Genomic DNA, 23,851 nt, shown 5'->3' on the forward strand with positions numbered 1-23,851 from the left:
ATTTGTTCTCGGTATGTCCCAAGGTTGCCGAATTCATTGTGAAAAAAATTCTCAGAGCCTGTTAGCGTCACCATTTAGGTAGTCAGCACAGGATCGACCTGATCCTGACGTAGTTGGCATAAGGCGCATCGGTTTCACCGCACCCGTAATTCGCCGAGAACGTTGCTCAATCGCAAACTCCGCATCCGGCCCCGCCTTTAAGCAACGCCCAAAGAAGTTTGGGCTGATGTGAGGCGGCGAGAAGATGCGAAGCGCGATACGCCAGATTGCTTGGGCGGTGGCCGTCCTGTTGAGCATTGCTGTTCAGGCCTTCGCGGCGCCTATGGTGGATCAATTCCTTGAGGCTGTAGAGCCCCAGGACCTCGTGCCTGGAGCCGAGGCCTTCGGTGTTCCACGCGACGACGGGCTCGTGCCGACGCTGAAGGGGAACGACACGATCGGTTGGGTGTTCCTGACCTCTGATTTTGTGCCCACGACCGGGTATTCGGGCAAACCGATCCACATACTCGTGGGCCTCTCGCCCGAGGCACATCTGACCGGCGCGAAGCTGATCAAGCATTCGGAGCCGATCGTTCTGGTCGGTATCCCCGAGAGCGAGATCCGGGCGGTCATCGACCACTATACCGGGTTCGATCTGAGCTCGGTGGCCGGTCCGCGGGATACGGATGACCTGGAAATCGTCTCGGGGGCCACGGTCACCATCATGGTGATCGACGACTCGATCCTGAGGGCTGGCGTGAAGGCTGCCCGCGCGTTGGGGCTGGACGGTTTCGCGGCCCCGTCCGCATCTGGTCCGAGAAAAGAATTCGCCCCCGATGCCGGTCAAGTGACTGACTGGGAAACGCTGGCCGGCAATGGCGCCATTCGCCGCCTCATGCTGGATGTTGGAACGATCAATGCGGATTTCGCCGCGCTCGGTGATCCGCGGACGGAGAAAAACGCGGAAACAGCGGCCCCCGATCAGGCCTATGTCGATGTCCGGACAACCGTCGTCAGCCATCCAGCCATTGGTCGGTCGCTGCTTGGCGACACGGGCTGGGACAATCTGGCCGCACGGCTGGAACCGGGGGACCACGCCATCGCCGTATTCGGTGCCGGAGAATGGTCCTTCAAGGGCTCGGGCTATGTGCGCGGCGGCATTTTCGACCGTTTCCAGCTGATCCAGGGCGAAATGTCCTATCGGTTTCGCGATCGCGGGCACCAGCGCATCGGACAGATCGCGGCCGAGGGCGCCCCGGAATTCGGAGAGATGGACCTGTTCATCGTCCCCGCAGCGTCTGGGTTCGATCCGGCCAGGCCCTTCCGGCTACAGTTCCTCGTCAGCCGTGCCGTCGGTCCGATCGAGAAGGTCTTCCTGACCTACGACCTGGGCTACGAGTTGCCGTCCCCATATGTGCGCGAGGTTCCTTCTGAACCCGTCGCACAGGCGGCACCGGCAGCAGCCGACGCGGACGCCCGCGACGCGCTCTGGCAACGGATATGGGACACCAAGCGGCTACAGGTGATCGTTCTTGCCACCGCGCTGGCGCTCCTGTCGGGCATCTTCTTCTTCCAGGCCTTCGCGACCCGGAACGCGCGAACCTTTGCGATACTGCGCAACGCCTACCTCGTGTTCACGCTCGTCTTTGTCGGCTGGATTGCCAATGCGCAGCTCTCGGTCGTGAACATTCTCGCGGTGGTCAATGCGCTCTTCAGCGACTTCCAGTGGAACACCTTCCTGATGGACCCGCTGATCTTCATCCTCTGGTTCGCCGTGGCGGCAGCACTGCTGTTCTGGGGGCGAGGGGCCTACTGTGGCTGGCTGTGCCCGTTCGGCGCGCTTCAGGAACTGTCGAACAAGATCGCGCGCCGGTTCCGGGTGCCGCAGGTGACGTTGCCCTGGGGCCTGCACGAGCGGCTCTGGGCGGTCAAATACATCATCTTTCTCGGACTCTTCGGCCTGTCGCTCTATTCGCTCGAACTGGCCGAGCGGTTCGCCGAAGTTGAGCCGTTCAAGACCGCGATCATCCTGAAATTCGCGCGGCCACTGCCTTACGTATTGATCGCATTCGCCTTCTTGCTGCCGGGGCTGTTCATCGAGCGGTTCTATTGCCGCTACGTCTGCCCACTCGGCGGCGGCCTCGCCATCCCGGCGCGACTGCACATGTTCCGCTGGCTCAAACGCTACAAGGAATGCGGCAACCCTTGTCAGCTTTGCGCGACGGACTGCCCGGTCGATGCCATCCACCCGACGGGCGAGATCAACCCGAACGAGTGCATCTCCTGCCTGAATTGTCAGGTGCTCTACCAGGATCACGCGCGCTGTCCGGTCGTCATCAAGACCGACAAGCGACGCGCCAAGGACGCGGCATCGGCGGCAGCGCTCGCGGCCCATGCCGAACGACCGAACCTCGGTCATCCCAACCAACTTTCCAATGCCAAATGAAGGAGGAAAGACAATGAGCGAAGAAACCAAGGGTGTGTCCCGCAGGGGACTTTTCAAGGGGACGGCTGGCGTCGCCGCGCTCGCGACGGTCGCCGGGACCAGCGGGCTGGGCCTGCTTGCGTCGACCCGCAAGGCGGCGGCCGCGACGGCCTCGATCGAGGTCGCACCGGGCGAGCTGGACAGCTACTACGGCTTCTGGTCCTCGGGCCAGTCCGGCGAGGTGCGCATCATCGGCGTGCCCTCCATGCGTGAACTTATGCGTATCCCGGTGTTCAACCGCTGCTCGGCGACCGGCTGGGGCTCTACCAACGAAAGCCTGAAGATCCTGACCGAGGGGCTTCTGCCGGAGACGAAAGAGTTTCTCGCCAAGCGGGGGCGCGTGACCTACGACAACGGCGACCTGCACCACCCGCACATGTCCTTTACCGAGGGCACCTATGACGGGCGCTACCTGTTCGCCAACGACAAAGCGAATACCCGCGTCGCGCGCATCCGCTGCGACATCATGAAAACCGACAGGATCATCGAAATTCCGAACACGTCGGACATCCACGGTCTGCGGCCGCAAAAATACCCGCGCACCGGCTACGTTTTCGCCAACGGCGAACACCGCATCCCGCTGCCGAACGACGGCATCGTGCTGGACGAACCTGAGAAATACGTCTCGATCTTCACCGCCATCGACGGCGACACGATGGAGATCGCCTGGCAAGTGATCGTCAACGGCAACCTCGACAACTGCGATGCGGATTACGACGGGCTCTATGCCTTCTCGACCTGTTACAACTCCGAGAACGGGGTCACGCTGGCGGACATGACCGCGAACGAGCAGGACTGGGTCGTCATCTTCGACATCAAGGCGATCGAGGCCGGCATCGCGGCCGGGGATTACACCGAATACAACGGTGTGAAGGTCATCGACGGTCGTGAAGCCGGGAAATACACCCAGTATATCCCTGTGTCGAACAGCCCGCATGGCTGCAACATGGCTCCGGACAAACGCCACCTGTGTATAAATGGCAAGCTGTCGCCCACGGTGACCGTGATCGACGTGACCAAGCTGCCCGAGGTCTTCGGCGGGGCAGAACCGCGCTCGGCCGTGGTCGCAGAGCCGCAGCTGGGCCTCGGCCCGCTTCACACCGCCTATGATGGCAAGGGCAACGCGTTCACGACGCTCTTCCTCGACAGCCAAATGGTGAAGTGGAACATCGAGGACGCCATCAAGGCCTTCAACGGCGAAGACGTGGACCCGATCATCGAGAAGATCGATGTGCATTACCAGCCGGGCCACAACCACACCACGATGGGCGAGACGCTTGAGGCGGATGGGCAGTTCCTGATCTCGCTGAACAAGTTCTCGAAAGACCGGTTCCTGAACGTTGGCCCGCTGAAACCCGAGAACGACCAGGTGATCGACATCTCGGGCGAGAAGATGGCGCTTGTCCACGACGGCCCGACCTTTGCCGAGCCGCATGACTGTATCCTCGTGCGCGCCGACAAGGTGAACCCCGTGTCGATCTATGATCGCGGTGACAGCCTGTGGGAAGAGGCGCGGCTTCAGGCCGAGAAGGACGGCGTGGAACTGGAATACGGAGCCGATGTGATCCGGGACGGCAACAAGGTGCGGGTCTACATGCACTCGGTCGCGCCGGCGTTCAGCCTCGATCAGTTCGAGGTGACACAGGGCGACGAGGTGACGGTCTACATCACCAACATGGACGAGGTCGACGACCTGACCCATGGCTTTACCCTGGGCAACCACGGTATCGCCTTCGAGGTTGGTCCGCAGGCCACGGCGTCGGTGACCTTCACCGCCGACCGTCCGGGCGTGCACTGGTATTACTGCCAGTGGTTCTGCCACGCACTCCACATGGAGATGCGCGGCCGCATGCTCGTGAAACCGGTCGCGTAAGGGGAGGGGACCGGATCATGCGCTCTCTGGGTTTCGTGCTGGCCCTTTGCCTCGCTCCGCTTGCGTCCCTTGCGGAGACGGTCGAGGTGCGGCCGGGACCGGGGGCGCTGGTGCGGGCCCTCGCGACCGCCCGGCCCGGCGATACAGTGGTGTTGGAGGAAGGCACCTACGCCGGGCCGGTGATTATCAAGACACCTGTCACGCTCACGGGACCTCTTGCCCGGATCGAAGGTCCTGGCGAGGGTTCCGTCGTCACGGTCGATACCGGCGGCGTGACGATCACCGCGCTTACAATTTCGGGCGCGGGTGCCCGGCTCAGCGATCTCGACAGCGGCATTCGCCTGACGAAGGCGGCCAACGGCACGATCATCGACGGGGTGACGCTGAACGGGAACCTGATCGGGATCGACGTCCATGGTGCCCGTGATGTCACCATCAGAAACAATCGGATCGACGGTCGCAACGACCTCCGTGTCGCTGAACGCGGACCGGGCATTTACGTCTGGAACGCACCTGGGCTCACGGTCGAAGACAACCAGATCTCGAAAGGCCGGGACGGCGTGTTCATCACCACGTCAAATGACGCGGTCTACCGGCGCAACCGTTTCAGCAATCTGCGGTTCGCGTTCCATTCCATGTATGCCAACCGGATCGAGGTCACGGACAATATCAGCCGCGACAATGACATGGGCTATGCGTTCATGTATTCGACGCGCCTGATCGTCGAACGGAACCTGTCGGACGGAGACTCCAACCACGGCTTTTTCATGAACTTCGCCAACCGCGCCGAAATGCGTCGGAACGAAGTGCGCAATGGCGGCGAAAAATGCTTATTCATCTACAATTCCAACCACAACCGGTTCGAGGGCAACCGCTTCGAAGGCTGTGGGATCGGTGTCCATTTTACCGCCGGAAGCCAGGGCAATGAGCTGGCCGGAAACGCCTTCATTGGTAACAGAACCCAGGTGAAATACGTCGGCACCACGTGGATGGAATGGTCGGCCGACGGCATCGGCAACTACTGGTCCGATCACGTCGCCTTTGACGTGAATGGCGATGGCGTCGCCGACAGTCCTTATCGGCCCAATGACAGCATCGACCGGCTTGTCTGGTCGCAGCCGGCGGCACGGCTGCTGATGGGGGCACCGGCCATGCAGCTCATCCGTTGGTCGCAGTCAAGGTTCCCGGGGCTATTGCCCGGGGGCGTGACCGATACCCATCCGCTGACGTCGCCGACCGGAACCGGACTGCCGCAAGGAGAACCATCATGACTGCAATTCTCGCCATCAATGCTCTCTGTCTGTCTTTCGGTGGGCAGCGGGTTCTCGACGATGTTTCACTGTCCGTTCAGCCCGGCGAGCGGTTGGCCTTGCTCGGCCACAACGGTGCCGGCAAGTCGACGCTGTTCAAGACGGTTCTCGGGTTTCTGCATCCAAGCTCCGGCACCGTTGCCGTCGCTGGTCACGCGCCGGGGTCCAACCCGGCCAGGGAGGCCGTGAACTACCTTCCCGAGGTCGTCTCTTTCCAGAGGAACCTGTCGGGCCGCGAGGTGCTGAGCTATTTTTCAGGCTTGCGAGGAACACCGAAGGCCGAGGTTTCGGACCTTTTGGCGCGTGTCGGCCTTCTGGATGCCGCTGATCGGGCGGTCGGGGCCTATTCCAAGGGGATGCGCCAGCGTCTTGGGCTGGCGCAGGCCCTGATCGGTGCCCCGCGGCTTCTTCTGCTCGACGAACCGACCAGCGGTCTCGACCCGGTGTCGCGGCACGAGTTCTACGAGGTGATCGCCGATGCGGCTGCCCGGGGATCTGCCGTGCTGCTCTCGTCGCACGGGCTGGAGGAAGTGCAGGACAAGACAGACAGCATTGCGATCCTCGCCCGCGGACGGCTGAAGGCAGAGGGCACCCTGGCAGAGTTGGCCCAGGAAGCAGGTTTGCCGACCACGATCCGCATATCGGCCAAGCCGGGGGCGGCAGACGATCTTCATGGCGAATTCGGCGGGCGGCGGGTCAACGGATGCCGCCTGGACCTCGATTGCGCGCAGGGCGCGAAGGTGGACCTTCTTGCGCGCCTCGGGCGGCACCATGACAAGCTTCGGGACGTCGAGATTGCGCCTCCCGGTCTCACCGATATCTACAGGCATTTTTCCCGAATGGGCCCGACGGAGGACCAGATATGAGCACGCGCATCGGCACCGTTTTCGGACAGGAGTTGCGGCAGGCGCGCCGAAACCTCTGGGTCATTCTGGCAACCGCAGTGCTTGGCTTGTTCGCTTTGGCGCTGGCGCTCTTTGGTGCTGGGCAGGGAAGTGGCCTGAAGGTCGACGTGCTGACCCTGACGGCGGTCAGCCTTGCGACCCTTTCGGTCTACCTGATCCCGCTGATCGCCTTGCTCATGTCCTATGACTCGATTTCCGGTGAGGTCGAGCGGGGATCTCTTGCCCTGACCTTTGCCACGCCGGTCCGTCGGTGGGAGGTGTTCGTCGGAAAGCTTTTGGCACAGACGGTTGCGGTCTGCGTCGCCATCCTGATCGCCTTCGGCACAGTCGGATTTTTGATCGGCTTCCTGGCCGAGATCAGCCGGGACGGCGTATTAGCATGGCTCCGGTTGATGCTATCGGCGGGCGGGCTGGGGGCGATCTTCGTCGGGATCGGGCTGATGTTGTCGGCGCTTACTGGGCGAACCGCGCGGGCCGCCGCGGCCGCTGTGGGTGTCTGGCTGCTGCTGGTCGTCCTCTATGACGTCGCGCTTCTGGGTGCCATCATGGCGGCGGGTGAGGGCATCTTCGCCACTCATGTCTTCCCATGGCTTGTCATCGCGAACCCCGCCGATGCGTTCCGCCTCTACAACCTTGCCATGATCGACGCCGCGCCCGTCGCGGGGATCGACGGTCTTTCCCAAACGCTTCCGTTCCCGCCGGTGGCCGCGCTGGCCGCCCTCGGGCTTTGGCTGGTGGCAACGATCGCCATTGGCTCCGCCCGCACCAAGAGGATTGTCCCATGAAGAAAGTCGTGTTCGCCCTTGCCGTGTCTCTGGCCCTGACCGCCTGCAAGGAAGATGTGGCGAGCGTCGTTGTCCCCGTTGAGATGACGGACGATGCCCTCGGCCATTACTGCCAGATGTTCGTCGCGGACCATCCTGGGCCCAAGGCGCAGGTCCACCTGAAAGGCCGGGCAGCGCCGCTCTGGTTCAGCCAAGTGTCCGATGCCGTCGCTTACATCCATGACCCGGAGCGGGAGATGGAGATCACTGCGGTTTTCGTCTCCGACATGAGTCGCGCGGAAAGCTGGAGCGTGCCGGGCATCGCCAACTGGCACGCTGCCGAAACGGCCTTTCTCGTCATCGAGAGCGATCAGCTTGGCGGAATGGGGGTGCCGGAAGCGCTGCCGTTCAGCCGCCGTGAGGATGCCACCGCGTTCGTAGCGGATCGGGGTGGACGCATCGTCCAATGGGGTGATGTGCCGGAAAGTTATGTGCGTCCGGCGGAAATCGGGATGAGCGGGCATGCCGCCCACGGGGAGGTCATGCAATGACCCGGTTCTCGAGACGTCGTTTCATTGCCATGTCGGCCGCGACCCTTGCGGCTGGCCGTGCATCCGCTGCGGGCAGAGAGGTCGCCTACTGGCGGGGGCAAGCCCTTGGCGCGCGCGCCGAGATCGCCGTTTGCGGCATTTCGCAGGCCGAGGCGGCTTCCCTATTCGATGGCCTTGAATTGGAGCTTTCGCGTATCGAGAGCCTCTTCTCGCTCTACCGGACGGACAGCGCCCTGGCTCAGCTGAACCGGGATCAGATACTGCGTAACCCCGATCCCGCCATGCTGCATCTCTTGTCGGAGGCCCGGGCGGTCTTCACGGCGACGGAAGGCGCCTTCGATCCAACGGTCCAGCCGCTGTTCGACCTTCATGCTCGAGCGTTTGGCGAAGGACGCCGTGTCGGGGCGGACGAAGTGCAGCACGCGCGTCGCCGGGTCGGATTCCAACATGTGTCGCTATCCCCGCAGGCTATCAGGTTTCAAAGGGGCGGTATGGCTCTGACCCTGAACGGGATCGCACAGGGCTATGCCACGGATCGCCTTGCCTCTCTTCTGAAGAGTGCCGGTCTCCGGCACATCTTGGTAAACGCAGGAGAAATCCGGGCCCTTGGGGACGGGCAGGGGCAGGGATGGCGTGTATCGATCCCCGGCGGCCGGACCGTCACCTTGAAAGACCACGCAATCGCCACTTCGGATGTTGTGGGCACCTTGGTCGATCCCGCCGCGGGTATCGGACACATCTTCGATCCCAGACGTGACGCGCAGCTCACTTCCGGGCCAGCCTCGATATGTCATGACAGTGCGGCGATTGCGGATGCCGCATCGACTGCGGCCGTTCTCATGTCGCCATCGGAACGCGACCTGCTTCGGCCGCTCGGGGCGAAAATCGTCGGCTCGGCTGGCATTCGGTCGTGAAGTTTGTGTTTCCGCAACGTTCGAAAACAACAGGGCCGGTAGCGTCTTCTCAAACAGCATTCATACCTGAAAGGAGATTGAAAATGCTGACGAGAAGAGCCGCACTGATGGGCGCCGCCGGCATAGCTGCGCTGCCCGTTCTCGCCAAGGCCGCCAAGGCCGAAGAGATCATGGACACCTCGATGGCCCCCCCCGTGGATCTGTCGAGCCTGAAGCGCATCAAGCGCAAGCTCGTGCGTCCTCCGATGGTCCACGAACATGAACAGGAAGCCCCGGCCGAACCGCGCATCGTCGAATTCGAGATGCAGATCGTGGAGAAGGAGATCGAGGTCGATAGCGGTGCCTACCTTCAGGCGATGACCTTCAACGGGTCGGTTCCCGGCCCCATGATGGTTGTCCATGAGGGCGACTATGTCGAACTGACGCTGTTCAATTCGCCTGAGAACATGATGCAGCACAACGTGGATTTTCACTCGGCGACCGGTGCGCTTGGGGGCGGGTCCCTGACGCTGGTCAATCCCGGTGAAAAGACCACGTTGCGGTTCAAGGCGACGCGTCCGGGGACCTTCGTCTATCACTGCGCCCCGGGTGGCCCAATGATCCCCTGGCACGTCGTGAGCGGCATGTCCGGCTGTATCATGGTCCTGCCACGTGGTGGTCTGACCGACCACAAGGGCGATCCGGTGCGCTATGACCGCGTGTTCTATATCGGAGAAAACGACTTCTATATCCCGAAGGACGAAAACGGCGACTACAAGCGGTTCGAGGATGTGGCCGAAAGCTATCCCGAAACGCTGGAGGTGATGAACGGCCTGATCCCGAGCCACGTCGTCTTCAACGGGAAGGTCGGGTCGCTGACCGGCGACAACGCGCTGCACGCGGCCCAGGGTGAAAAGGTCCTGTTCGTGCACAGTCAGGCCAACCGGGACACCCGGCCGCACCTGATCGGTGGCCACGGCGACCTCGTCTGGGAACGCGGCAAGTTCAACAACACGCCGCAGCGTGACCTCGAAACGTGGTTCATCGCGGGCGGATCCGCGGGCGCGGCTCTCTACGAGTTCCTCCAGCCGGGTGTCTATGCCTACGTGAACCATAACCTGATCGAGGCTGTGAACCTCGGCGCGACGGCGCACGTGGTGGTCGAGGGCAACTGGAACAACGACCTGATGGAGCAGGTTCAGGCACCTGTCGAGTATAACGCCGCCTACGAAGGTAAGACTGCGCTGCCATAAGGCGCGGCTGTTCCAAGGCGAAAACTGACTGGGGCGGCCGGCCAATCCGGGCGCCCCTCTTTTGATCATGAGGTCCCGATATGGACATGATGAGAGTGATGATCGGGCTGGCGGGTCTGACGCTGGTCTGCGGTCTCGGGGCAGGGGCGTGGCTTGGGGATCAGGCGCGCGACAGGGATGCTGCGCAGGCTTTGCGCGCGACCGCCCTGCAAGGTGATATCGTGCGGGTGCCCGCGGGCGCAGTGGCCTATCGGCCGCTTGGCAATTACAGCCGGGATGGCAAGGCTGCGACGCCCGGTGTGCAAAGCCTTCCGGTCGGTGCGTTCGACATCATGAAGTATCAGGTCTCGCAACGGGAATATTCGGCCTGCGTTGCAGACGGGGCCTGTGTGGACGTCGAAACCGGGGCTGGCGGACTGGCCCAGACGAACGTCAATTGGATCGATGCGACGGCCTATGCCGCATGGCTGTCCGAACAGACAGGTCAGGTCTGGCGTCTTCCGACCGCGCTGGAATGGCAGCGAGCCGCCGCCGAGCGGCAGGGCGATGCTGCCCCGGACGAAGGCGACCTCGATCCGGGAGAGCGCATGCTGTCGCAATACCAGCGCGGCGTATTCCTGCGTGGCAGTTCCAGCCCGGCACTGAGACCGCGCGGCGGCTTTGGTGAAAACAGCCTCGGTCTGGCGGATATGGGCGGCAATGTCTGGGAATGGACGGACGGATGCATGGAGAATGGCGAGGTGGGTGCCGATGGTGTGATCACCGCCCGCGACCCCTATTGCGGCGTGCGCATCGCGGGTGGGCGTCATCAGGCGGCGGTCATTGACTTTATTAGGGACGCCAGCGTCGGTGGGTGTGCCGTTGGGCTTCCACCGGATCACTTGGGATTCCGGCTGGTGCGGGAACGATAAACCGGCATTGCTCGAACATGTGCTTGAACTCTGGGCGATGTGCTGAAAATTTGCGCGCCATATAAATGGGGGTCTTGTTTGCAAATTTTCAGATCTTTTGGACCTGCGGTAGGACACGTTCATACCAGCGAAGCTTTGCGTGCTGGTCTCGGCGCGGTCGTCGGTCTGGGGCTGACAGGGCTGTTGCTACTGTCGCCGTCTATCGATTTGGAGTGGGGCCGTTACCTCGTCGCCCCTTTCGGAGCGACGTCGGTCCTTCTCTTTGCTGTTCCGAACTCGCCTCTTGCTCAGCCCTGGTCAGCGGTCATCGGCAATACCGTCGCAGCACTGGTTGCTGTTGCAGTGTGTCTGCTTGTCTCGGATCCCCTGACACGGGTGGTTGTGAGCGTCGGTTTGGCAATCAGTGTCACCATGATGTGCCGCGCCTTGCATCCACCGGCCGGTGCCGTGGCGATGACCGCGGCACTCTCTCCGGACGCTATCCAGAGCCTCGGCTTTTGGTTCGCGATTATGCCGATCGGCTTGGGCACAGCGGCTCTGGTCGCTGTCGCGATGTGCTTTGCACGTCTGACCGGCCGACGTTATCCCTTCCGGCAATTTGAAGATCCGGGTCCGCAAGGCACAGAAGACGCCTCTCCGATTGAACGCCTCGGCCTTACAGAGAGTGAACTGAGTTCTATTCTCGAACGATACAGACAGTCATTTAACCTGGGGGTCGAGGATCTGGCCCGTTTGATCGGTGCTGCTGAGATCCAGGCGGCCACTCACGAGACCGGACCGCTTACCGCAGCCCAGATTATGTCCACGGACCTTGTTACGGTCGCTCCTGGCACGGAACTTGTGGAAGTCGCGGATTTATTTCGACGTCACAAGTTCACCTCACTCCCGGTGATTGACCAGAGCGGCAAGTATTTGGGCGTCATCTTTCAGATCCACTTGATTGGGAAAGCGCGGGAGGACGCGCTGCGCCTGGATCGACGGTTCGTGTCGGCATTTAGGCGGTTGCTGGATAGTCGGAGAGACCGACCTGTTCAGGCTAAGGATATTATGAGCGTCGCCGGACCTCGTGCCACGACCAATACGCCGATCAGTGCTCTGCTCCCAATGATGGCTGATGGTGATGTCGATGCAGTGCCGGTTATCGAACACGGTGCGATCACGGGCATCGTAACGCGAACGGACCTGATCGCTGCGCTGGCCAGAAGCGTCGTAAGGAAGACGTAGAAAAGCGCGGTTGCTGTTCGATCACACCGGGGTTTGGGCATGGCTTTGGTAGTTGTCTGTCCCCCCAAGAGTCCCAATTCGGCGCTTCGTGTTCCCCCTGTCGTCGTGGATTTTTGTGGTGTTCGAACAGTATCTCTTTCACCGGCGTGAATATCGAACTTGTCTACATGACACGCCGTTCCTCGATCGGAGGCAAGAACCAGACAGCAAGCCCCGCCAAAGGCAGAAAGGCGCAGAGTCGATAGACCGCCTCGACTCCGTAGCTGTCCGCCGTTACGCCAAGAAGTGCCGCCGCGATCCCACCAAGACCGAAGTTTAGACCGTAGAACAAACCGCCGATCAGACCGATGCGGTTCGGCAGCAGGTCCATGGCGTAGATCAGGATTGAGGCAAAGGCGCTGGCCATAATCAGGTTGATCGCCACCGTCAGCACGCCGGTCCAGAATAGGTCGGCGTAGGGCAGGATCAGTGTCAACGGAAGGGGCCCCAGCACAGAGATCCAGATAATCTGCCGCCGCCCGATCGCATCACCGACGATCCCGCCGATCAGCACGCCAACCGCCGCCGCGATTAGGAATAGAAACAGCATCATCTGCGACGCGGGGATCGAAAGACCGAACTTCTCGATCAGGTAGAAGGTGTAGAAGGACCGGAAGCTCTCGCCATAGGTGTTCTTTGTGAACATGAGGAAGGTGAGCACGCTCAATCCCAAAGCGATCGTTGCTGCGCTATGCTCGGGGGAGGGGGTATCGGCTCGGCGGCGGGCGGAGCGTTCCGTGAACTCTGAGCGGATCCGATGCTGCTGGCTCCCGATCCAGGTCAGCAACGCCATCGCGAGAAGCGCGAGCACTGCGAACCAGGCCAAGCTCGGCTGGCCCCAAGGCACGATGATCAGCGCGGCAAGGACAGGACCGAGAGCGCCACCCGCCTGTCCGCCCACTTGGAATATCCCCTGTGCAAGTCCCTGTCGGTCGCCTGCCGCGTAGCGTGCCATGCGCGTTGCCTCAGGATGAAAAATCGAGGATCCGATGCCAATCAGCGCCACCGCGACGAGGATCCCACCATAACTTGCGGCGAAGGCCAGGCACCCCAATCCGGTCAAGGTGAAGGCCATGCCAACCACGGGTGAATACGGCGCTGGATAGCGGTCCGTCACCATACCCATCACTGGTTGCAGCAGCGATCCGGCGATTTGGAATGTTAATGTGATGAGTCCGATCTGCACGAAGTCGAGCCCGTATGCCTCCTTCAGGATCGGATAGGCTGCGGGTATGAGCGACTGCATCAGGTCGTTCAATAGATGAGTCGCGCCGAGTGCGGTAAGCACGACGACGTAGGTCCGGGCAGGCGTGGTGGTGGTCAATTCAGTCACTTCTGGCGCATTTCGTCGGATTATGCCTCCAATTGCCGAAGCTACAAGTATGATGAGGAAGAGTTAGAATCCGCTAAGAGGCGCGGAATGGATGTCGTCGGCGCTTTATGCGCGTGGGGCAGTTCGCTGCTGACATCCGCAGCGAGCCGCCGACAGTTCTGCCTAAAGCGATGGATAAAGGCAGTTGGCCCTGTTCGCCATTGGTTTGTGCAATCTCCAAGTTGTTGGAGACCAGTCGAGAAATTCAGCGCTTCCGACACTCGTAGAGCATCCGTTCATGAGGCCTGACTATATTTGACGCCGTCCGGGACGTGAGCGTCGAACCAGCTTGCGATGATGCGCGTGAGGGGTCTGCCCGCACGGGAAATGTCGAGATAGTTTTCCGAAAGCTCCACGTAGTCGCTAAACCGGGTAGCCACCTGAGCAATCAATGGATCGACGATGTTTGATGTGTCGCCGAACACCTGACGAAGTGCAGGTCGGTTGATGCGGAAATCGCACATCAGCATCTCGATGACGCGAGCCCTGAGCAGGTCTTCCTCTGTCATTACGTGACCGCGCGACCCTGCCAATGTCCCGCTCTCAATGCGCTGGATATAAGCGGCGGTGGCCGGCGCGTTCTGGACGTAGCCCGAGGGCAGACGCGAGATTGAGGAGGCCCCGAGGCCGATCAGCGTCGGGCAGGTGTCGTCAGTATAGCCCTGGAAGTTGCGCCGCAGGTGGCCGGTGCGGGCTGCCCGCGCCAGAGTATCGCCGGATCGCGCGAAATGGTCGATCCCGATCGCATCGAAGCCCGCATCCTTGAACCGCTGCGCCGCCAGTTTTGCGAGTTCATATCGCTCGACCTCCTTCGGCAGCGCCTCCTCGTCGATGAGCTGCTGGCGTTTCGACACCCACGGCACATGGGCGTAGCCGAAAAGGGCCAGCCGATCGGGCTCCAGCTCGAGCACTTTCGAGATCGTGTCATCCATCCGCGCGATGTCCTGATGGGGCAGCCCGTAGACGAGGTCTGCGTTCAGCGAGTGAACCCCCGCTGCGCGCAGGTCTTCGACACAGGCCCGTGTCACGTCGAAGGGCTGGATGCGGCCGATGGCTTGCTGCACCTTCGGGTCGAAATCTTGGATGCCGATGCTGGCGCGGTTCATGCCCTCTTGGGCCAGCGCTGCGATCTTGTCGGGATCGACCATAGTGGGATCGATCTCGACCGAGAACTCGTGGTCCTCGGTTGGGGGGATGACGGCGCGAACGGCCTGTGCCAGCCGGTGGATGAGATGCGGCGGCAGGATCGTCGGCGTGCCGCCGCCCCAGTGCATCCGGCCCATCCGCAGCCCGGCGGGTAGGGTATCTTTCAGCAGCGCCAACTCCTGCTCCAGCGTGCCGATGTAGCTTTCAACGGGGGAAAGGGTCTTTGTGCCCTGCGTGCGGCAGGCGCAGAACCAGCACAACCGCTCGCAGAAGGGTATGTGGAGGTAGACCGAGACGGGTTCGTCCGGGTTCAGCGCGGCGAGCGCTTTGACCTGGTGAGCGGCACCGACCTCGGGCGAGAAGACCGGGGCGGTGGGATAGGAGGTGTAGCGGGGCACCCGGGCGTCGAAGAGGCCGAGGGATCTGAGGCGGTCGATCTGTTTCATATGCCCCGTATGTGCCTTTCCCGGGTCGTGAACTTTGCGCAGGATCAAGCTCAGAACGGAAAGGGCGATGCGCCGATCAAGGATCCATGCAGGTGAAGGGCGGCGACCCAGATCAGCAGGCCAATGATGGCCCGGATTGTCAGCGGACGCGCGTTGTCGTGGAGCCAGGCTCGGTCGGTCAGGGGGAGTAGAGAGAATGTAGCTGTGGCGGAGAAGAATGCCGTGGCTTCGGCGCCGAGTGAACGGCGGGCTTTCGCGTCGAAAGCGGGGATGGCGGCGAGGGCCATTAGGCTGAAGCTGCCGAAGAGGATGACGTGGGCGAGGTCACCATTCGGCACGAGATGCGCCCCGGCCCAAAGCGCCAGAGCGAGGAACAGCGGGTGTCGGGACACGGCTGCGAAACCCGGAAGGTCGGGATCGACGATGGTGTCGCGCTTCCCCCCGAGCGTGAAGGGGTTTCGCAGGCCGAAGCCGCAGGTGACCAGAACGGTGGCGAGCGGGAGGGCGATGTTGGGGATCCATCTGGTCCAGGGCGCCTGTGACCAGAGCTCGACATACGGCGCACGACCCGCGGCGACGATGACCCAGACGAGCAGGGCGAGGGACAGCAGCCCGTAGGCCGAGAAATACACGCGCCGCCCGACCGCGCCGATCAGCCCGTCGCGCAGGCCGCCGATGCGCGGCAAAAAGTGGCTGGCGATGAAGATCGCCAGTGCGAGCGTGTATTCCGTCCATCCGGTCATCAGCTTTCGGCTTTCTCCATCAGTCGCACGATGTGACAGGCGAAGGCGTAGGTCGCGGGCAAGCCGATGACCAGCCCCCCGGCGGCGGATTGCCAGGGCGTCAGGACGGGTAAGCCCATCCATGACCCGATGAGCGACGCGAAGAAGAGGTTCACCCCCATGGCGCCGGCCCCGAACGGATAGAGCGCCGCGAAGAGCTTCGGTGAGGGTCTCATCGGCGGCTCACCAGCATCTGCACGGCGACAAGTGACAGGACCAGCGCGACAGAGCCCACGAAGAACCAGAACTCCGCCGTCTCTGTCTGGGGTTGGGGGATGGGTCTGTCGAACGCCTCCGCCAGGGCGGACGTGGGCAGTGCCAGTGCAAGATACGGGGTGACGGCGAGAATGCGTTTCATCTCAGCTCTCCATGGTCAGGGTTTGATAGATCTCGGGCAGGGCGCGGGGCAGGCGCTCGGGATGCGGCAGCAGGGTAAAGCCCGCGCGGCCGAAGATGCGGGCGAACCAGTCCTGGCCATCCTGATCGACGATGACGCCATGCACGGCCTGGCCGAGGGCGCGGGCCTCGCGGACGGCCATGCGGCTGTCCTCGATCCCGTGCTGACCCTCGTAGTGGTCGAGGTCGTTGGGTTTGCCGTCGGTCAGCACCAGCATCAGGCGGCGGGTCGCGCCTTCTTCGGCGAGCTGGGCCGAGACATGGCGGATCGCCGCGCCGAGCCGGGTGTAATGGCCGGGTGCAAGGCCCCCGATCCGGGCGGTGACGTCGCCGGACATCGGTTCCTCGAAGGTCTTCGCACGATGCAGAAAGACGCGATCGCGGCGGAGCGAGGAGAAGCCCCAGATGCCAAGCCGGTCGCCGGCGGTGTCGATCCCTTCCGCAAGCGATGACAGGGCTTCGCGGGCGACCTCGATGACGGAGGTGTCGCCGATAGCGGCTTCAGTGGAGCGGGAGCAGTCCATCAGGATCGCGACGCTCAGGTCGCGCGCCACTGGGCGTCCCGCTTGCCAGACCCGGTCTGACCCTTCCTGCCCGCAGGCGATATCTGTGCGGGACGTGACGATGGCATCGAGGTCGAGATCCTCACCGTCGATCTGGCGGGGCAGGACAACGCGGCGCGGGTGCAGCGGCGCGAACTGGCGTTTGACCCGGGCGACGAGGCGCGGGTCAGGGGCGTATTCGGTGCGCGGTTTTGCGGGCGCTTCCAGGACGCGGGTATGGCCGGGCATGTAATCACCGGAGCGGCGGTTCCATTCGGGATAGGTGAACTTGCCTGCCAGCATCTCGTGATCGGCATCCTGCGGCGACAGATCCAGCGACAGGCGCAGACGGGTCGCGGCGCGCTTCATGTTCTCCGAGAATGTCAGATGGTCCTGATCCTCGGCCGCCTTTGCGGCGTTGTCCTGATCGTCGTCATCGACCATGCGGTTGATGTTCAGGCTTTCGGCCCAGGACATGATCGTTTCGAACCGATGGATGATGAACCCGTCGTTGCGGTTCGCCTGATCGCGATCTTCGCGTTTCGCCTCTTTCCGGCTGGGAACCGCGAAGGCGGGGATCTGATCGGGGTCCTCCGCTGCATCCGCCGCTCCCTTGCCGGTGGTGCGCGGCAGGAACCGCAGCCAGATCGGCACCGGGGCATAACTGCGGTAGCCACGCGGGGCGGGGGTGTCGATTTCTTCGATCCCGCCACGCTGACAGCCGATCTGGTCGAGGATCATCAGCTCGACCGAGGCCTCGTGCCGGGGCAGGGCGCCGCGTTTGCGCAGGGCGCAGGTTTCGAGGCAGAGCACCCGGTAATCTTCCTGAAGACCGGGGCAGGCGCGGAAGGCGCGGTCCATGGCACTTTCGTTAGCCGCGATCTGGGCGAGGTCGTTGCGGTAAGGGTCGGCCAGCCGCGCGGGCACCTGGGCAAAGGCTGCGATAGAGGCGAGCCAGAGATAGGCGGCGCGGTTCAGCTCCCGTGTGGAAAAGCAGTCCATCACCGGCGGCAGGCGCAGGCGGTCACCGTCGAAATCTGCCACATGCACCATTTCGCGCGGGGTGCCGACCCGGCGGAACAGGCTGGGCCGGTGGTCGGAGGAGGCGAGTGGGGACGCCACGATCTCGACCCCCGCCGGGCCGCCGAGCGCCCGGAAGAGCGCGGCAAGGCTGGGGCGCATGGCGTCGAAGGTGACGGCGCGGTCGGCGTCTGAAGCCGCCCTGCGCGTGGCCATGTCGTGCCAGAGGTTACCGACGGTTTCCTCCGGTTCCATGAGGTCGAGAACGTGGATCATGGAATCACCCGAATACGGCGCTGGCAATATCGCGCAGGGCCTGTTGAACGTCCGGCTCATCGCTGAGCGGTTCGATGATCGCGGCCTGAAGCGCCCGGTCGACGGGCATCCCCTTGGCAATCATCGTGCCGGCGTAGATCAGCAGGCGGGTGGATACCCCTTCCTCAAGGTCCATGCCCGAGAGGTTGCGGATGCCGCCCGCCAGTCGGACCAGCGCCTTCGCGCGGCCCTCGTCCAGCCCGCTTTCGCGCATGACCACTGGCACCTCGACCTCAGGCGTCGGGAAGTCGAACCCGACGGAGACGAAGCGCTGCCGGGTCGAGGGCTTCAGCTTTTTCAGGATGTTCTGGTAGCCGGGGTTGTAGCTGGCCACGAGCATGAAGCTGTCGGGCGCCACCAGTTCCTCGCCCGTCTTGTCGATGACCAGCCGACGTCGGTCATCGGTCAGCGGGTGCAGGACGACGGTGACATCCTTGCGGGCCTCCACCACCTCGTCGAGGTAGCAGATGCCGCCTTCGCGCACCGCCCGGGTAAGCGGCCCGTCGACCCAGACGGTTTCGCCCCCTTTCAACAGGTAGCGCCCGATCAGGTCGGCGGCGCTGAGGTCGTCATGGCAGGCCACGGTGTGGAGCGGCAGGTCCAGACGAGCCGCCATGTGTTCGACGAAGCGCGTCTTGCCGCATCCGGTCGGCCCCTTCAGAAGAAGGGGCAGAGCGTTGGCATGGGCCGTTTCGAACACCGTGCATTCATCTGCGACGGACTGGTAGAACGGCAGGTCGGCTGTGTTGAAGTCTTTCATCGGATCACTCTCCCGGAACGGCCGCGTCTTTGATCACGGGGCCGGGTTTGACCACCTCGCGGCGCACCACGAGCATGGAGTAGATGAAGAGGAGCGCCCCCAGCACCACCGCCACACCCGAGCCGAAGCGCATCAGGTAGAAGAGGCCAAGCTGGTCCTGGACGTCCATGTAGTAGTCGCCCACGATCCGCTGCATATGCGTCTGGATCGTTCCTGCGAAGGTCAGCGTGAAGGTCATGAAGGCCATCCCGCCGGTCATCAGCCAGAAGCTCGCCATGTTGAGCACCTGGTTGTAAGGCGCGCGGTTCCGCAGCAGCGGCATCGCATAGCTGAACATCGCGAGGTTGAGGGCCACGTAGGCGCCGTAGAAGGCAAGGTGCCCGTGGGCGGCGGTGATCTGCGTGCCATGGGTGTAGAAGTTCACCCCGTGCAGCGTGTGCAGGAAGCCCCAGACGCCCGCGCCGAAGAAGGCCACGGTGGAGGACCCGAGCGACCACAGAAGCGCGGCCTTGTTCGGGTGGTTCTTACGGCCCTTCCAGACCATCACGAAGGCGAAGGACATCATTGCGAAGAAGGGGACCACCTCGAAGGTCGAGAAGATCGAGCCGATCCACTGCCAGTAGCCCGGCGTGCCGATCCAGTAGAAGTGGTGCCCGGTTCCGAGGATGCCCGAGAAGAGCGCGGTGGCGACGATGACGTAGAGCCATTTTTCGATCACCTCGCGGTCGACGCCGGTCAGTTTCAGCATCAGGAAGCCGAGGATCGCAGCCATGACGAGCTCCCAAGTCGCCTCGACCCAGAGGTGCACGACCATCCACCAATACATCTTGTCGAGTGACAGGTTGTCCGGGTTGATGAAGGCAAAGACCCACAGCAGGCAGAGCAGCCAGAGGCCCATCATGAGGATGTTGGTGATCGCCGTCTTGCGGCCCGCGAGGAAGGTCAGCGAAACGTTGACGAGGAAGATTACCGCCGCGACGAGGATGCCGAATTTGACCCAGAGCGGCTGTTCGAGGAACTCGCGGCCGCCGTGGACACCCACGAGGTAGGAACCGACGGCACCAAGCGTGCCGACCACGAGGATCGCCAGCTGGATATAGGCCAGCTTGACCGAGAAGATCTCGCGCTCCGATTCCTCGGGGACGAGATAGTAGGCCGCGCCGAAGAAGCCGAGGAGCAGCCAGACGATCAGCGCGTTGGTGTGGATCATGCGCACGATGTTGAAGGGCAGCACCTCGGATAGGGTGTTAGGCGAGACGTAGATCCAGCCCAGCAGCAGCCCGCCCAGCACCTGGATGCCGAATAGGCCCATGGCCGCGAGGAAGTAGGCGTAGGCCACCTTTTGTGTTTGGTATTTCATGGTTTTTCTCCTGTCCCTCGATCAGCCCGCGTCGTTCGGCGGCCAGTTCTGGGTGTCGGTCTGATCGGCCCAACGGAGGAATTCGGCGAGCGCGCGCATCTCCTCTTCGGTGATCTCGAAATGCGGCATCTGGCGGCGGCCCTCGATGCCCGAGGGCTGCGCCTTCATCCATCCGTCGAGGATTTCATAGGCCAGTTCCGGATCGTCCTGGGCGCCCCACCTCGTCATCACGTTGCCGACCTCGGGCGCGAAGTAGGCGCCCTCGCCGTGAAGCGTGTGGCAGTTGATGCAGGAGTGGCGTTCCCAGACGTGCTTGCCCAGCCGGACCTCTTCGGTGAGGGGCATTCCGGCCGTGGCCTTGTCCACGATGTGACGGTGGCTCTGCGCCGTCAGGGCCACGAACACGACGACGAAGAAGATGGATCCCCCGTAGAACACGTTCCTGGCCCGCGATTTGGTGAGTAGTTCTGACATGTCGCGGTCCCGACAAATTGTTGCGGATACCGGATGTCTATTGGCTTCGATATCGCCACTTGTTGCGAAATCGCAAAGAACGGGACGAAAGGTGAGCGCAACATGCGGGTATGAAAGGACCCGCCATGAGCAAGCCTGACTTCGATGATCCCAATCTGCCCTTGTCAGAGTTGTTTGCGGCCTGGCCTGAAGTTGCATCGGTATTTTTTTATCGCAGGATGTTGTGTCCTGGCTGTCCGATTGCGCCCTTTCACGCGATTACAGATGCGTGTCTCGAATATGACCTGGACGAAGACGCTTTTCGGGCAGAGTTATCAGCGCGCATCGATGACCAGGCTGATGGCGACGGGAAGCTGGGCTCAGACAATTGACCAAGGTAGCGACTCGCTAAGATCATCCCGCCCTGCGATGTTCGGGGCGGCGCCTTCAAGCGATGGCTATCCTTCGATGCCGCTCAAAAGAACAAGACGGTGTGGAGCTGTGACCACGATGTGTTTGCGCGTCGACTGCACAATACCGTCCTTCTGCCAAGCGGAAAGCAACCGGCTGACCGTGTGCAGGGTAGTGCCGGTCATCTCTGATATGTCGTGCCGAGTGACGGGAAAGGCGATTTCGATTCCTCCCTCTGTCTTCCGCCCTGTTTGGTTCACAAGTCGCAAAAGAGCGCAGGCCACGCGTTTCTCCACGGCCTGCGTAGCCATTTCGGTCAGCGTATCCTGAATCTGGCCCAAACGCTGGCCGAGAGTCTTGTAACTCTCGGTCGCGAAGCCAGGGTAGTTCGTGGTGAAGTCTGACCAGAGGCTGACGGGCCACGAGAGGGCAATCGACTCGGCAGCAGCGATGGATGTTGCCGGGTAGGTGTCGCGCTGCAAGGCCGGGGCTATCCCGAACAACTGACCGGGCGAAATATGCAGAACGATGATCTGGTCACCGCCGGGCGTTGTCCGAACCACGCGCAGATAGCCGTCGAGCAGCATATAGAACCGGTCGGCGTCGTGTCCTTCACGAAAGATCGCAGTGCCTTCCTCGTAGCGACGTGACACCGCGTGGTCGAGGACCTCGCGAATCTGCGACCTCTCAAGAAGGGAGAATGGTGGCAGGTCGCTCAGAAGGCTTTCGTCGAGTTTGGGCAATTTTTGGGTCCGGAGTTTGTTTCAGAGCAACGTTCGGTTGCTCACCTTAACGCATAACGCGACCAGAGAATGCAACCGGACAAGATACGAAAGGATGTTCCGATGCTTACGAAACTGATGATGACCGCCGCGCTTGCCCTTGCTGCCGGTGCCGCCAATGCCGAGACCTTCGAGGTCCACATGCTGAACAAAGGCGAGGCCGGTGCCATGGTTTTTGAGCCTGCCTTCGTCAAAGCGCAGCCCGGCGACGTGGTGAAGTTCATTCCGACCGACAAGGGCCACAATGTCGAGGATATCGACGGGATGCTCCCGGACGGAGTTGAGGGCTTCAAGACCAAGTTCAACGAGGAATTCGACCTGACCGTCGAAGCTGAGGGCGTCTATGGCGTCAAGTGCACGCCGCACTATGCCATGGGGATGGTTGCACTGATCCAGGTGGGCGACGCGGTCAACCTCGAAGCAGCTGAGGCCGTGAAGCAGAAGGGCAAGGCGAAAGGCCGTATGGCGGATCTGATCGCCCAGGTCGAATGACGCAGCGTCCTACGTCTGATGACCGATCCGGGCGGTGCCATTGGTGCCGCCCGATTGCTTTCAAAGGGTAAGATCAATGAAAACGCGCGAAATTTATCAAGGCCCGGCACTTTTCAGCTATGGCTTTCGTCCTTTCTTTCTTTTTGCGGGCCTCTTTGCCGCCGCTGTAATCCCGGTGTGGTGGTTGATCTGGCACGGGGATGTCCGCATCGGCGGCCACCTCGCACCGACCGACTGGCACATCCACGAAATGATCTTCGGATATAGTGCAGCCGTGGTTGCCGGATTCCTGTTCACGGCAGTTCCGAACTGGACCGGGCGGATGCCTACACGCGGCTGGCCATTGGCGGTTCTGCTGGCGCTGTGGCTCGCGGGACGGGCCGGTGTCGCGGGGCTGTTGCCGGTCGGTCCGGTCGGGGCCACCATTATCGATCAGATATTCCTGCTCGCTGTCGCCGGGATGATCGCACGGGAAATCGTGGCCGGTCGAAATTGGAAGAACCTCAAGGTCCTCGTTCCGGTGTCCCTGCTGTGGGGTGCGAATATTGTGTTTCACATCGAGGCGTTGACCCAGGGCGTCTCCGATATCGGTCGTCGTCTTGGGATCGCCCTGCTTGTCTTCCTAATCATGCTGATCGGAGGGCGCATCGTGCCGAGCTTCACGCGGAACTGGCTTGCCCAACGCCGGTCGGCGCGGATGCCGGTTGCGTTCAACCGTTTCGACGGTGTCTGCATCCTGATCGGTGCCGCCGCACTTGTCAGTTGGGCTATCGCGCCATTTCATGCGGCGAGCGTTCTTGTCGGCGGCGCCGCAGCTTTGCTGCACCTGATGCGGCTGCTGCGCTGGCGGGGACTGGCCACTTGGCGGTCGCCGCTTCTTCTGATGCTCCATGTCGCATACCTGATGGTGCCGCTGGGTTTTGCGTCCATCGGAGCCGAAGCGGCAGGCCTCGTGGGGCCGGCCGCCAGCGCCCACGTGCTGGGCATCGGCGCCGTCGCCGGGATGACACTGGCGGTCATGATGCGGGCAACAATGGGGCATACCGGCCGTCCGCTGGTTGCCGGACCTTGGCTCACGGGAGCATTCGCCCTGATCTGTGCCGCCACTTTGGCGCGTGTGGTTGGCCAAGGCGCTGAGGTTGGTAGGTTCGACGGCATCGACTTTGCCACCGCCTTCTGGACTATGGCATTCATTGTCTACCTTTGGCGCGTTGCGCCCTGGCTTCTTGGCCCCAAGGTCGGGCGGAAGCCAGCGTCAAAACCCTAAAATGCCCTATCTGTCGAAAAATAGAACGCTCGAACCTGGAGCTTCCGACCAAACTTGACTGCTTGGTGGAGGAGGGCGAGCGAGGAAGCCATCGAAGTTATTGGCCCGAGCGATGGCATT

Annotated in this window: 23 protein-coding genes; 13 read left to right on the plus strand and 10 right to left on the minus strand. The window is 62.3% G+C overall.

What is annotated here, in order from left to right:
* Nucleotides 1–244: 244 nt before the first annotated feature.
* The 10 genes from BMX99_RS10385 (at nt 245) to BMX99_RS10430 (ending at nt 12,148) form a co-directional block, all read left to right on the plus strand.
* Nucleotides 245–2,425, plus strand: coding sequence for a NosR/NirI family protein (locus BMX99_RS10385; protein WP_093450932.1), 2,181 nt, complete (start codon nt 245–247; stop codon nt 2,423–2,425).
* Between the two features lie 13 nt (nt 2,426–2,438).
* Nucleotides 2,439–4,337, plus strand: coding sequence for a TAT-dependent nitrous-oxide reductase (gene nosZ, locus BMX99_RS10390; protein WP_093450934.1), 1,899 nt, complete (start codon nt 2,439–2,441; stop codon nt 4,335–4,337).
* Between the two features lie 17 nt (nt 4,338–4,354).
* On the plus strand, nt 4,355–5,608 hold the full coding sequence (locus BMX99_RS10395) for a nitrous oxide reductase family maturation protein NosD (RefSeq protein WP_093450936.1): 1,254 nt from the start codon (nt 4,355–4,357) through the stop codon (nt 5,606–5,608).
* On the plus strand, nt 5,605–6,513 hold the full coding sequence (locus BMX99_RS10400) for an ABC transporter ATP-binding protein (protein WP_093450940.1): 909 nt from the start codon (nt 5,605–5,607) through the stop codon (nt 6,511–6,513). The genes BMX99_RS10395 and BMX99_RS10400 overlap by 4 nt, the downstream gene beginning before the upstream one ends.
* Nucleotides 6,510–7,337: an ABC transporter permease gene (locus BMX99_RS10405; RefSeq protein ID WP_093450944.1), complete on the plus strand. Its 828-nt coding sequence runs from the start codon at nt 6,510–6,512 to the stop codon at nt 7,335–7,337. Before BMX99_RS10400 ends, BMX99_RS10405 begins: the two co-directional genes overlap by 4 nt.
* Complete coding sequence (locus BMX99_RS10410) at nt 7,334–7,867, plus strand: nitrous oxide reductase accessory protein NosL (protein WP_093450947.1); 534 nt, start codon at nt 7,334–7,336, stop codon at nt 7,865–7,867. The genes BMX99_RS10405 and BMX99_RS10410 overlap by 4 nt, the downstream gene beginning before the upstream one ends.
* Nucleotides 7,864–8,781: an FAD:protein FMN transferase gene (locus BMX99_RS10415; protein WP_093450949.1), complete on the plus strand. Its 918-nt coding sequence runs from the start codon at nt 7,864–7,866 to the stop codon at nt 8,779–8,781. Before BMX99_RS10410 ends, BMX99_RS10415 begins: the two co-directional genes overlap by 4 nt.
* Nucleotides 8,782–8,864: 83 nt before the next feature.
* Nucleotides 8,865–10,013, plus strand: coding sequence for a copper-containing nitrite reductase (gene nirK / locus BMX99_RS10420; protein ID WP_093450952.1), 1,149 nt, complete (start codon nt 8,865–8,867; stop codon nt 10,011–10,013).
* Nucleotides 10,014–10,111: 98 nt separating this feature from the next.
* Entirely contained in the window at nt 10,112–10,924 is an 813-nt protein-coding gene (locus tag BMX99_RS10425; protein ID WP_170848822.1) for an SUMF1/EgtB/PvdO family nonheme iron enzyme, read from the plus strand.
* Nucleotides 10,925–11,002: 78 nt separating this feature from the next.
* On the plus strand, nt 11,003–12,148 hold the full coding sequence (locus tag BMX99_RS10430) for an HPP family protein (protein WP_093450955.1): 1,146 nt from the start codon (nt 11,003–11,005) through the stop codon (nt 12,146–12,148).
* A gap of 163 nt (nt 12,149–12,311) precedes the next feature.
* Here BMX99_RS10430 and BMX99_RS10435 read toward each other — a convergent pair whose 3' ends face one another.
* The 9 genes from BMX99_RS10435 to BMX99_RS10475 all read right to left on the minus strand — a co-directional run bounded on the left by BMX99_RS10435 (nt 12,312) and on the right by BMX99_RS10475 (nt 20,800).
* Nucleotides 12,312–13,433: an MFS transporter gene (locus BMX99_RS10435; RefSeq protein WP_409371775.1), complete on the minus strand. Its 1,122-nt coding sequence runs from the start codon at nt 13,431–13,433 to the stop codon at nt 12,312–12,314.
* 362 nt (nt 13,434–13,795) lie between these two features.
* Entirely contained in the window at nt 13,796–15,151 is a 1,356-nt protein-coding gene (gene hemN / locus BMX99_RS10440; protein ID WP_093450960.1) for an oxygen-independent coproporphyrinogen III oxidase, read from the minus strand.
* A gap of 50 nt (nt 15,152–15,201) precedes the next feature.
* Nucleotides 15,202–15,894 (minus strand): NnrU family protein, encoded by a 693-nt coding sequence (locus BMX99_RS10445; protein ID WP_093450963.1) that lies wholly within the window; start codon nt 15,892–15,894, stop codon nt 15,202–15,204.
* Nucleotides 15,894–16,109, minus strand: a complete 216-nt coding sequence (locus tag BMX99_RS10450) for an NnrT protein (protein WP_093450965.1) — start codon at nt 16,107–16,109, stop codon at nt 15,894–15,896. Before BMX99_RS10450 ends, BMX99_RS10445 begins: the two co-directional genes overlap by 1 nt.
* Nucleotides 16,106–16,291: a hypothetical protein gene (locus tag BMX99_RS10455; protein WP_093450967.1), complete on the minus strand. Its 186-nt coding sequence runs from the start codon at nt 16,289–16,291 to the stop codon at nt 16,106–16,108. Before BMX99_RS10455 ends, BMX99_RS10450 begins: the two co-directional genes overlap by 4 nt.
* Before the next feature lies 1 nt (nt 16,292).
* Entirely contained in the window at nt 16,293–18,167 is a 1,875-nt protein-coding gene (locus BMX99_RS10460; RefSeq protein WP_093450969.1) for a nitric oxide reductase activation protein NorD, read from the minus strand.
* Nucleotides 18,168–18,171: 4 nt separating this feature from the next.
* Nucleotides 18,172–18,966 carry a CbbQ/NirQ/NorQ/GpvN family protein gene (locus tag BMX99_RS10465; RefSeq protein ID WP_093450972.1) on the minus strand — a complete coding sequence of 265 codons (795 nt, stop codon included), beginning with the start codon at nt 18,964–18,966 and terminating at the stop codon, nt 18,172–18,174.
* Nucleotides 18,967–18,970: 4 nt separating this feature from the next.
* The gene (locus tag BMX99_RS10470) at nt 18,971–20,326 is read right to left on the minus strand and encodes a cbb3-type cytochrome c oxidase subunit I (protein ID WP_093450974.1); all 1,356 of its coding nucleotides are present in this window, start codon (nt 20,324–20,326) and stop codon (nt 18,971–18,973) included.
* A gap of 21 nt (nt 20,327–20,347) precedes the next feature.
* Nucleotides 20,348–20,800, minus strand: a complete 453-nt coding sequence (locus tag BMX99_RS10475; RefSeq protein ID WP_043747686.1) for a c-type cytochrome — start codon at nt 20,798–20,800, stop codon at nt 20,348–20,350.
* A gap of 125 nt (nt 20,801–20,925) precedes the next feature.
* On the opposite strand from BMX99_RS10475, the gene BMX99_RS10480 reads away from it, so the two are divergent.
* Nucleotides 20,926–21,171 (plus strand): DUF1858 domain-containing protein, encoded by a 246-nt coding sequence (locus BMX99_RS10480; protein ID WP_093450976.1) that lies wholly within the window; start codon nt 20,926–20,928, stop codon nt 21,169–21,171.
* A 66-nt stretch (nt 21,172–21,237) separates the two neighbouring features.
* On the opposite strand, the gene BMX99_RS10485 is transcribed toward BMX99_RS10480, so the two are convergent.
* Nucleotides 21,238–21,933 (minus strand): Crp/Fnr family transcriptional regulator, encoded by a 696-nt coding sequence (locus BMX99_RS10485; RefSeq protein WP_093450980.1) that lies wholly within the window; start codon nt 21,931–21,933, stop codon nt 21,238–21,240.
* 102 nt (nt 21,934–22,035) lie between these two features.
* Between BMX99_RS10485 and BMX99_RS10490 the strand changes: the two genes are divergently transcribed.
* Together BMX99_RS10490 and BMX99_RS10495 are read left to right on the plus strand one after the other, a co-directional pair.
* The gene (locus BMX99_RS10490) at nt 22,036–22,464 is read left to right on the plus strand and encodes a pseudoazurin (RefSeq protein WP_093450982.1); all 429 of its coding nucleotides are present in this window, start codon (nt 22,036–22,038) and stop codon (nt 22,462–22,464) included.
* Between the two features lie 76 nt (nt 22,465–22,540).
* On the plus strand, nt 22,541–23,731 hold the full coding sequence (locus BMX99_RS10495) for an NnrS family protein (RefSeq protein WP_093450985.1): 1,191 nt from the start codon (nt 22,541–22,543) through the stop codon (nt 23,729–23,731).
* Nucleotides 23,732–23,851: the final 120 nt, after the last annotated feature.

This window comes from Pseudooceanicola nitratireducens, from assembly GCF_900109195.1.
Taxonomy (GTDB): Bacteria; Pseudomonadota; Alphaproteobacteria; order Rhodobacterales; family Rhodobacteraceae; genus Pseudooceanicola; species Pseudooceanicola nitratireducens.

Coding starts and splice junctions, on each gene's coding strand:
- nosZ (WP_093450934.1), top strand. CDS start 2,439: ATGAGCGAAGAAACCAAGGGTGTGTCCCGCAGGGGACTTTTCAAGGGG.
- BMX99_RS10460 (WP_093450969.1), bottom strand. CDS start 18,167: ATGATCCACGTTCTCGACCTCATGGAACCGGAGGAAACCGTCGGTAAC.
- BMX99_RS10400 (WP_093450940.1), top strand. CDS start 5,605: ATGACTGCAATTCTCGCCATCAATGCTCTCTGTCTGTCTTTCGGTGGG.
- BMX99_RS10450 (WP_093450965.1), bottom strand. CDS start 16,109: ATGAGACCCTCACCGAAGCTCTTCGCGGCGCTCTATCCGTTCGGGGCC.
- nirK (WP_093450952.1), top strand. CDS start 8,865: ATGCTGACGAGAAGAGCCGCACTGATGGGCGCCGCCGGCATAGCTGCG.
- BMX99_RS10495 (WP_093450985.1), top strand. CDS start 22,541: ATGAAAACGCGCGAAATTTATCAAGGCCCGGCACTTTTCAGCTATGGC.
- BMX99_RS10480 (WP_093450976.1), top strand. CDS start 20,926: ATGAGCAAGCCTGACTTCGATGATCCCAATCTGCCCTTGTCAGAGTTG.
- BMX99_RS10435 (WP_409371775.1), bottom strand. CDS start 13,433: ATGCAGTCGCTCATACCCGCAGCCTATCCGATCCTGAAGGAGGCATAC.
- BMX99_RS10465 (WP_093450972.1), bottom strand. CDS start 18,966: ATGAAAGACTTCAACACAGCCGACCTGCCGTTCTACCAGTCCGTCGCA.
- BMX99_RS10425 (WP_170848822.1), top strand. CDS start 10,112: ATGATCGGGCTGGCGGGTCTGACGCTGGTCTGCGGTCTCGGGGCAGGG.
- BMX99_RS10445 (WP_093450963.1), bottom strand. CDS start 15,894: ATGACCGGATGGACGGAATACACGCTCGCACTGGCGATCTTCATCGCC.
- BMX99_RS10405 (WP_093450944.1), top strand. CDS start 6,510: ATGAGCACGCGCATCGGCACCGTTTTCGGACAGGAGTTGCGGCAGGCG.
- BMX99_RS10415 (WP_093450949.1), top strand. CDS start 7,864: ATGACCCGGTTCTCGAGACGTCGTTTCATTGCCATGTCGGCCGCGACC.
- BMX99_RS10385 (WP_093450932.1), top strand. CDS start 245: ATGCGAAGCGCGATACGCCAGATTGCTTGGGCGGTGGCCGTCCTGTTG.
- hemN (WP_093450960.1), bottom strand. CDS start 15,151: ATGAAACAGATCGACCGCCTCAGATCCCTCGGCCTCTTCGACGCCCGG.
- BMX99_RS10455 (WP_093450967.1), bottom strand. CDS start 16,291: ATGAAACGCATTCTCGCCGTCACCCCGTATCTTGCACTGGCACTGCCC.
- BMX99_RS10475 (WP_043747686.1), bottom strand. CDS start 20,800: ATGTCAGAACTACTCACCAAATCGCGGGCCAGGAACGTGTTCTACGGG.
- BMX99_RS10470 (WP_093450974.1), bottom strand. CDS start 20,326: ATGAAATACCAAACACAAAAGGTGGCCTACGCCTACTTCCTCGCGGCC.
- BMX99_RS10410 (WP_093450947.1), top strand. CDS start 7,334: ATGAAGAAAGTCGTGTTCGCCCTTGCCGTGTCTCTGGCCCTGACCGCC.
- BMX99_RS10395 (WP_093450936.1), top strand. CDS start 4,355: ATGCGCTCTCTGGGTTTCGTGCTGGCCCTTTGCCTCGCTCCGCTTGCG.
- BMX99_RS10490 (WP_093450982.1), top strand. CDS start 22,036: ATGCTTACGAAACTGATGATGACCGCCGCGCTTGCCCTTGCTGCCGGT.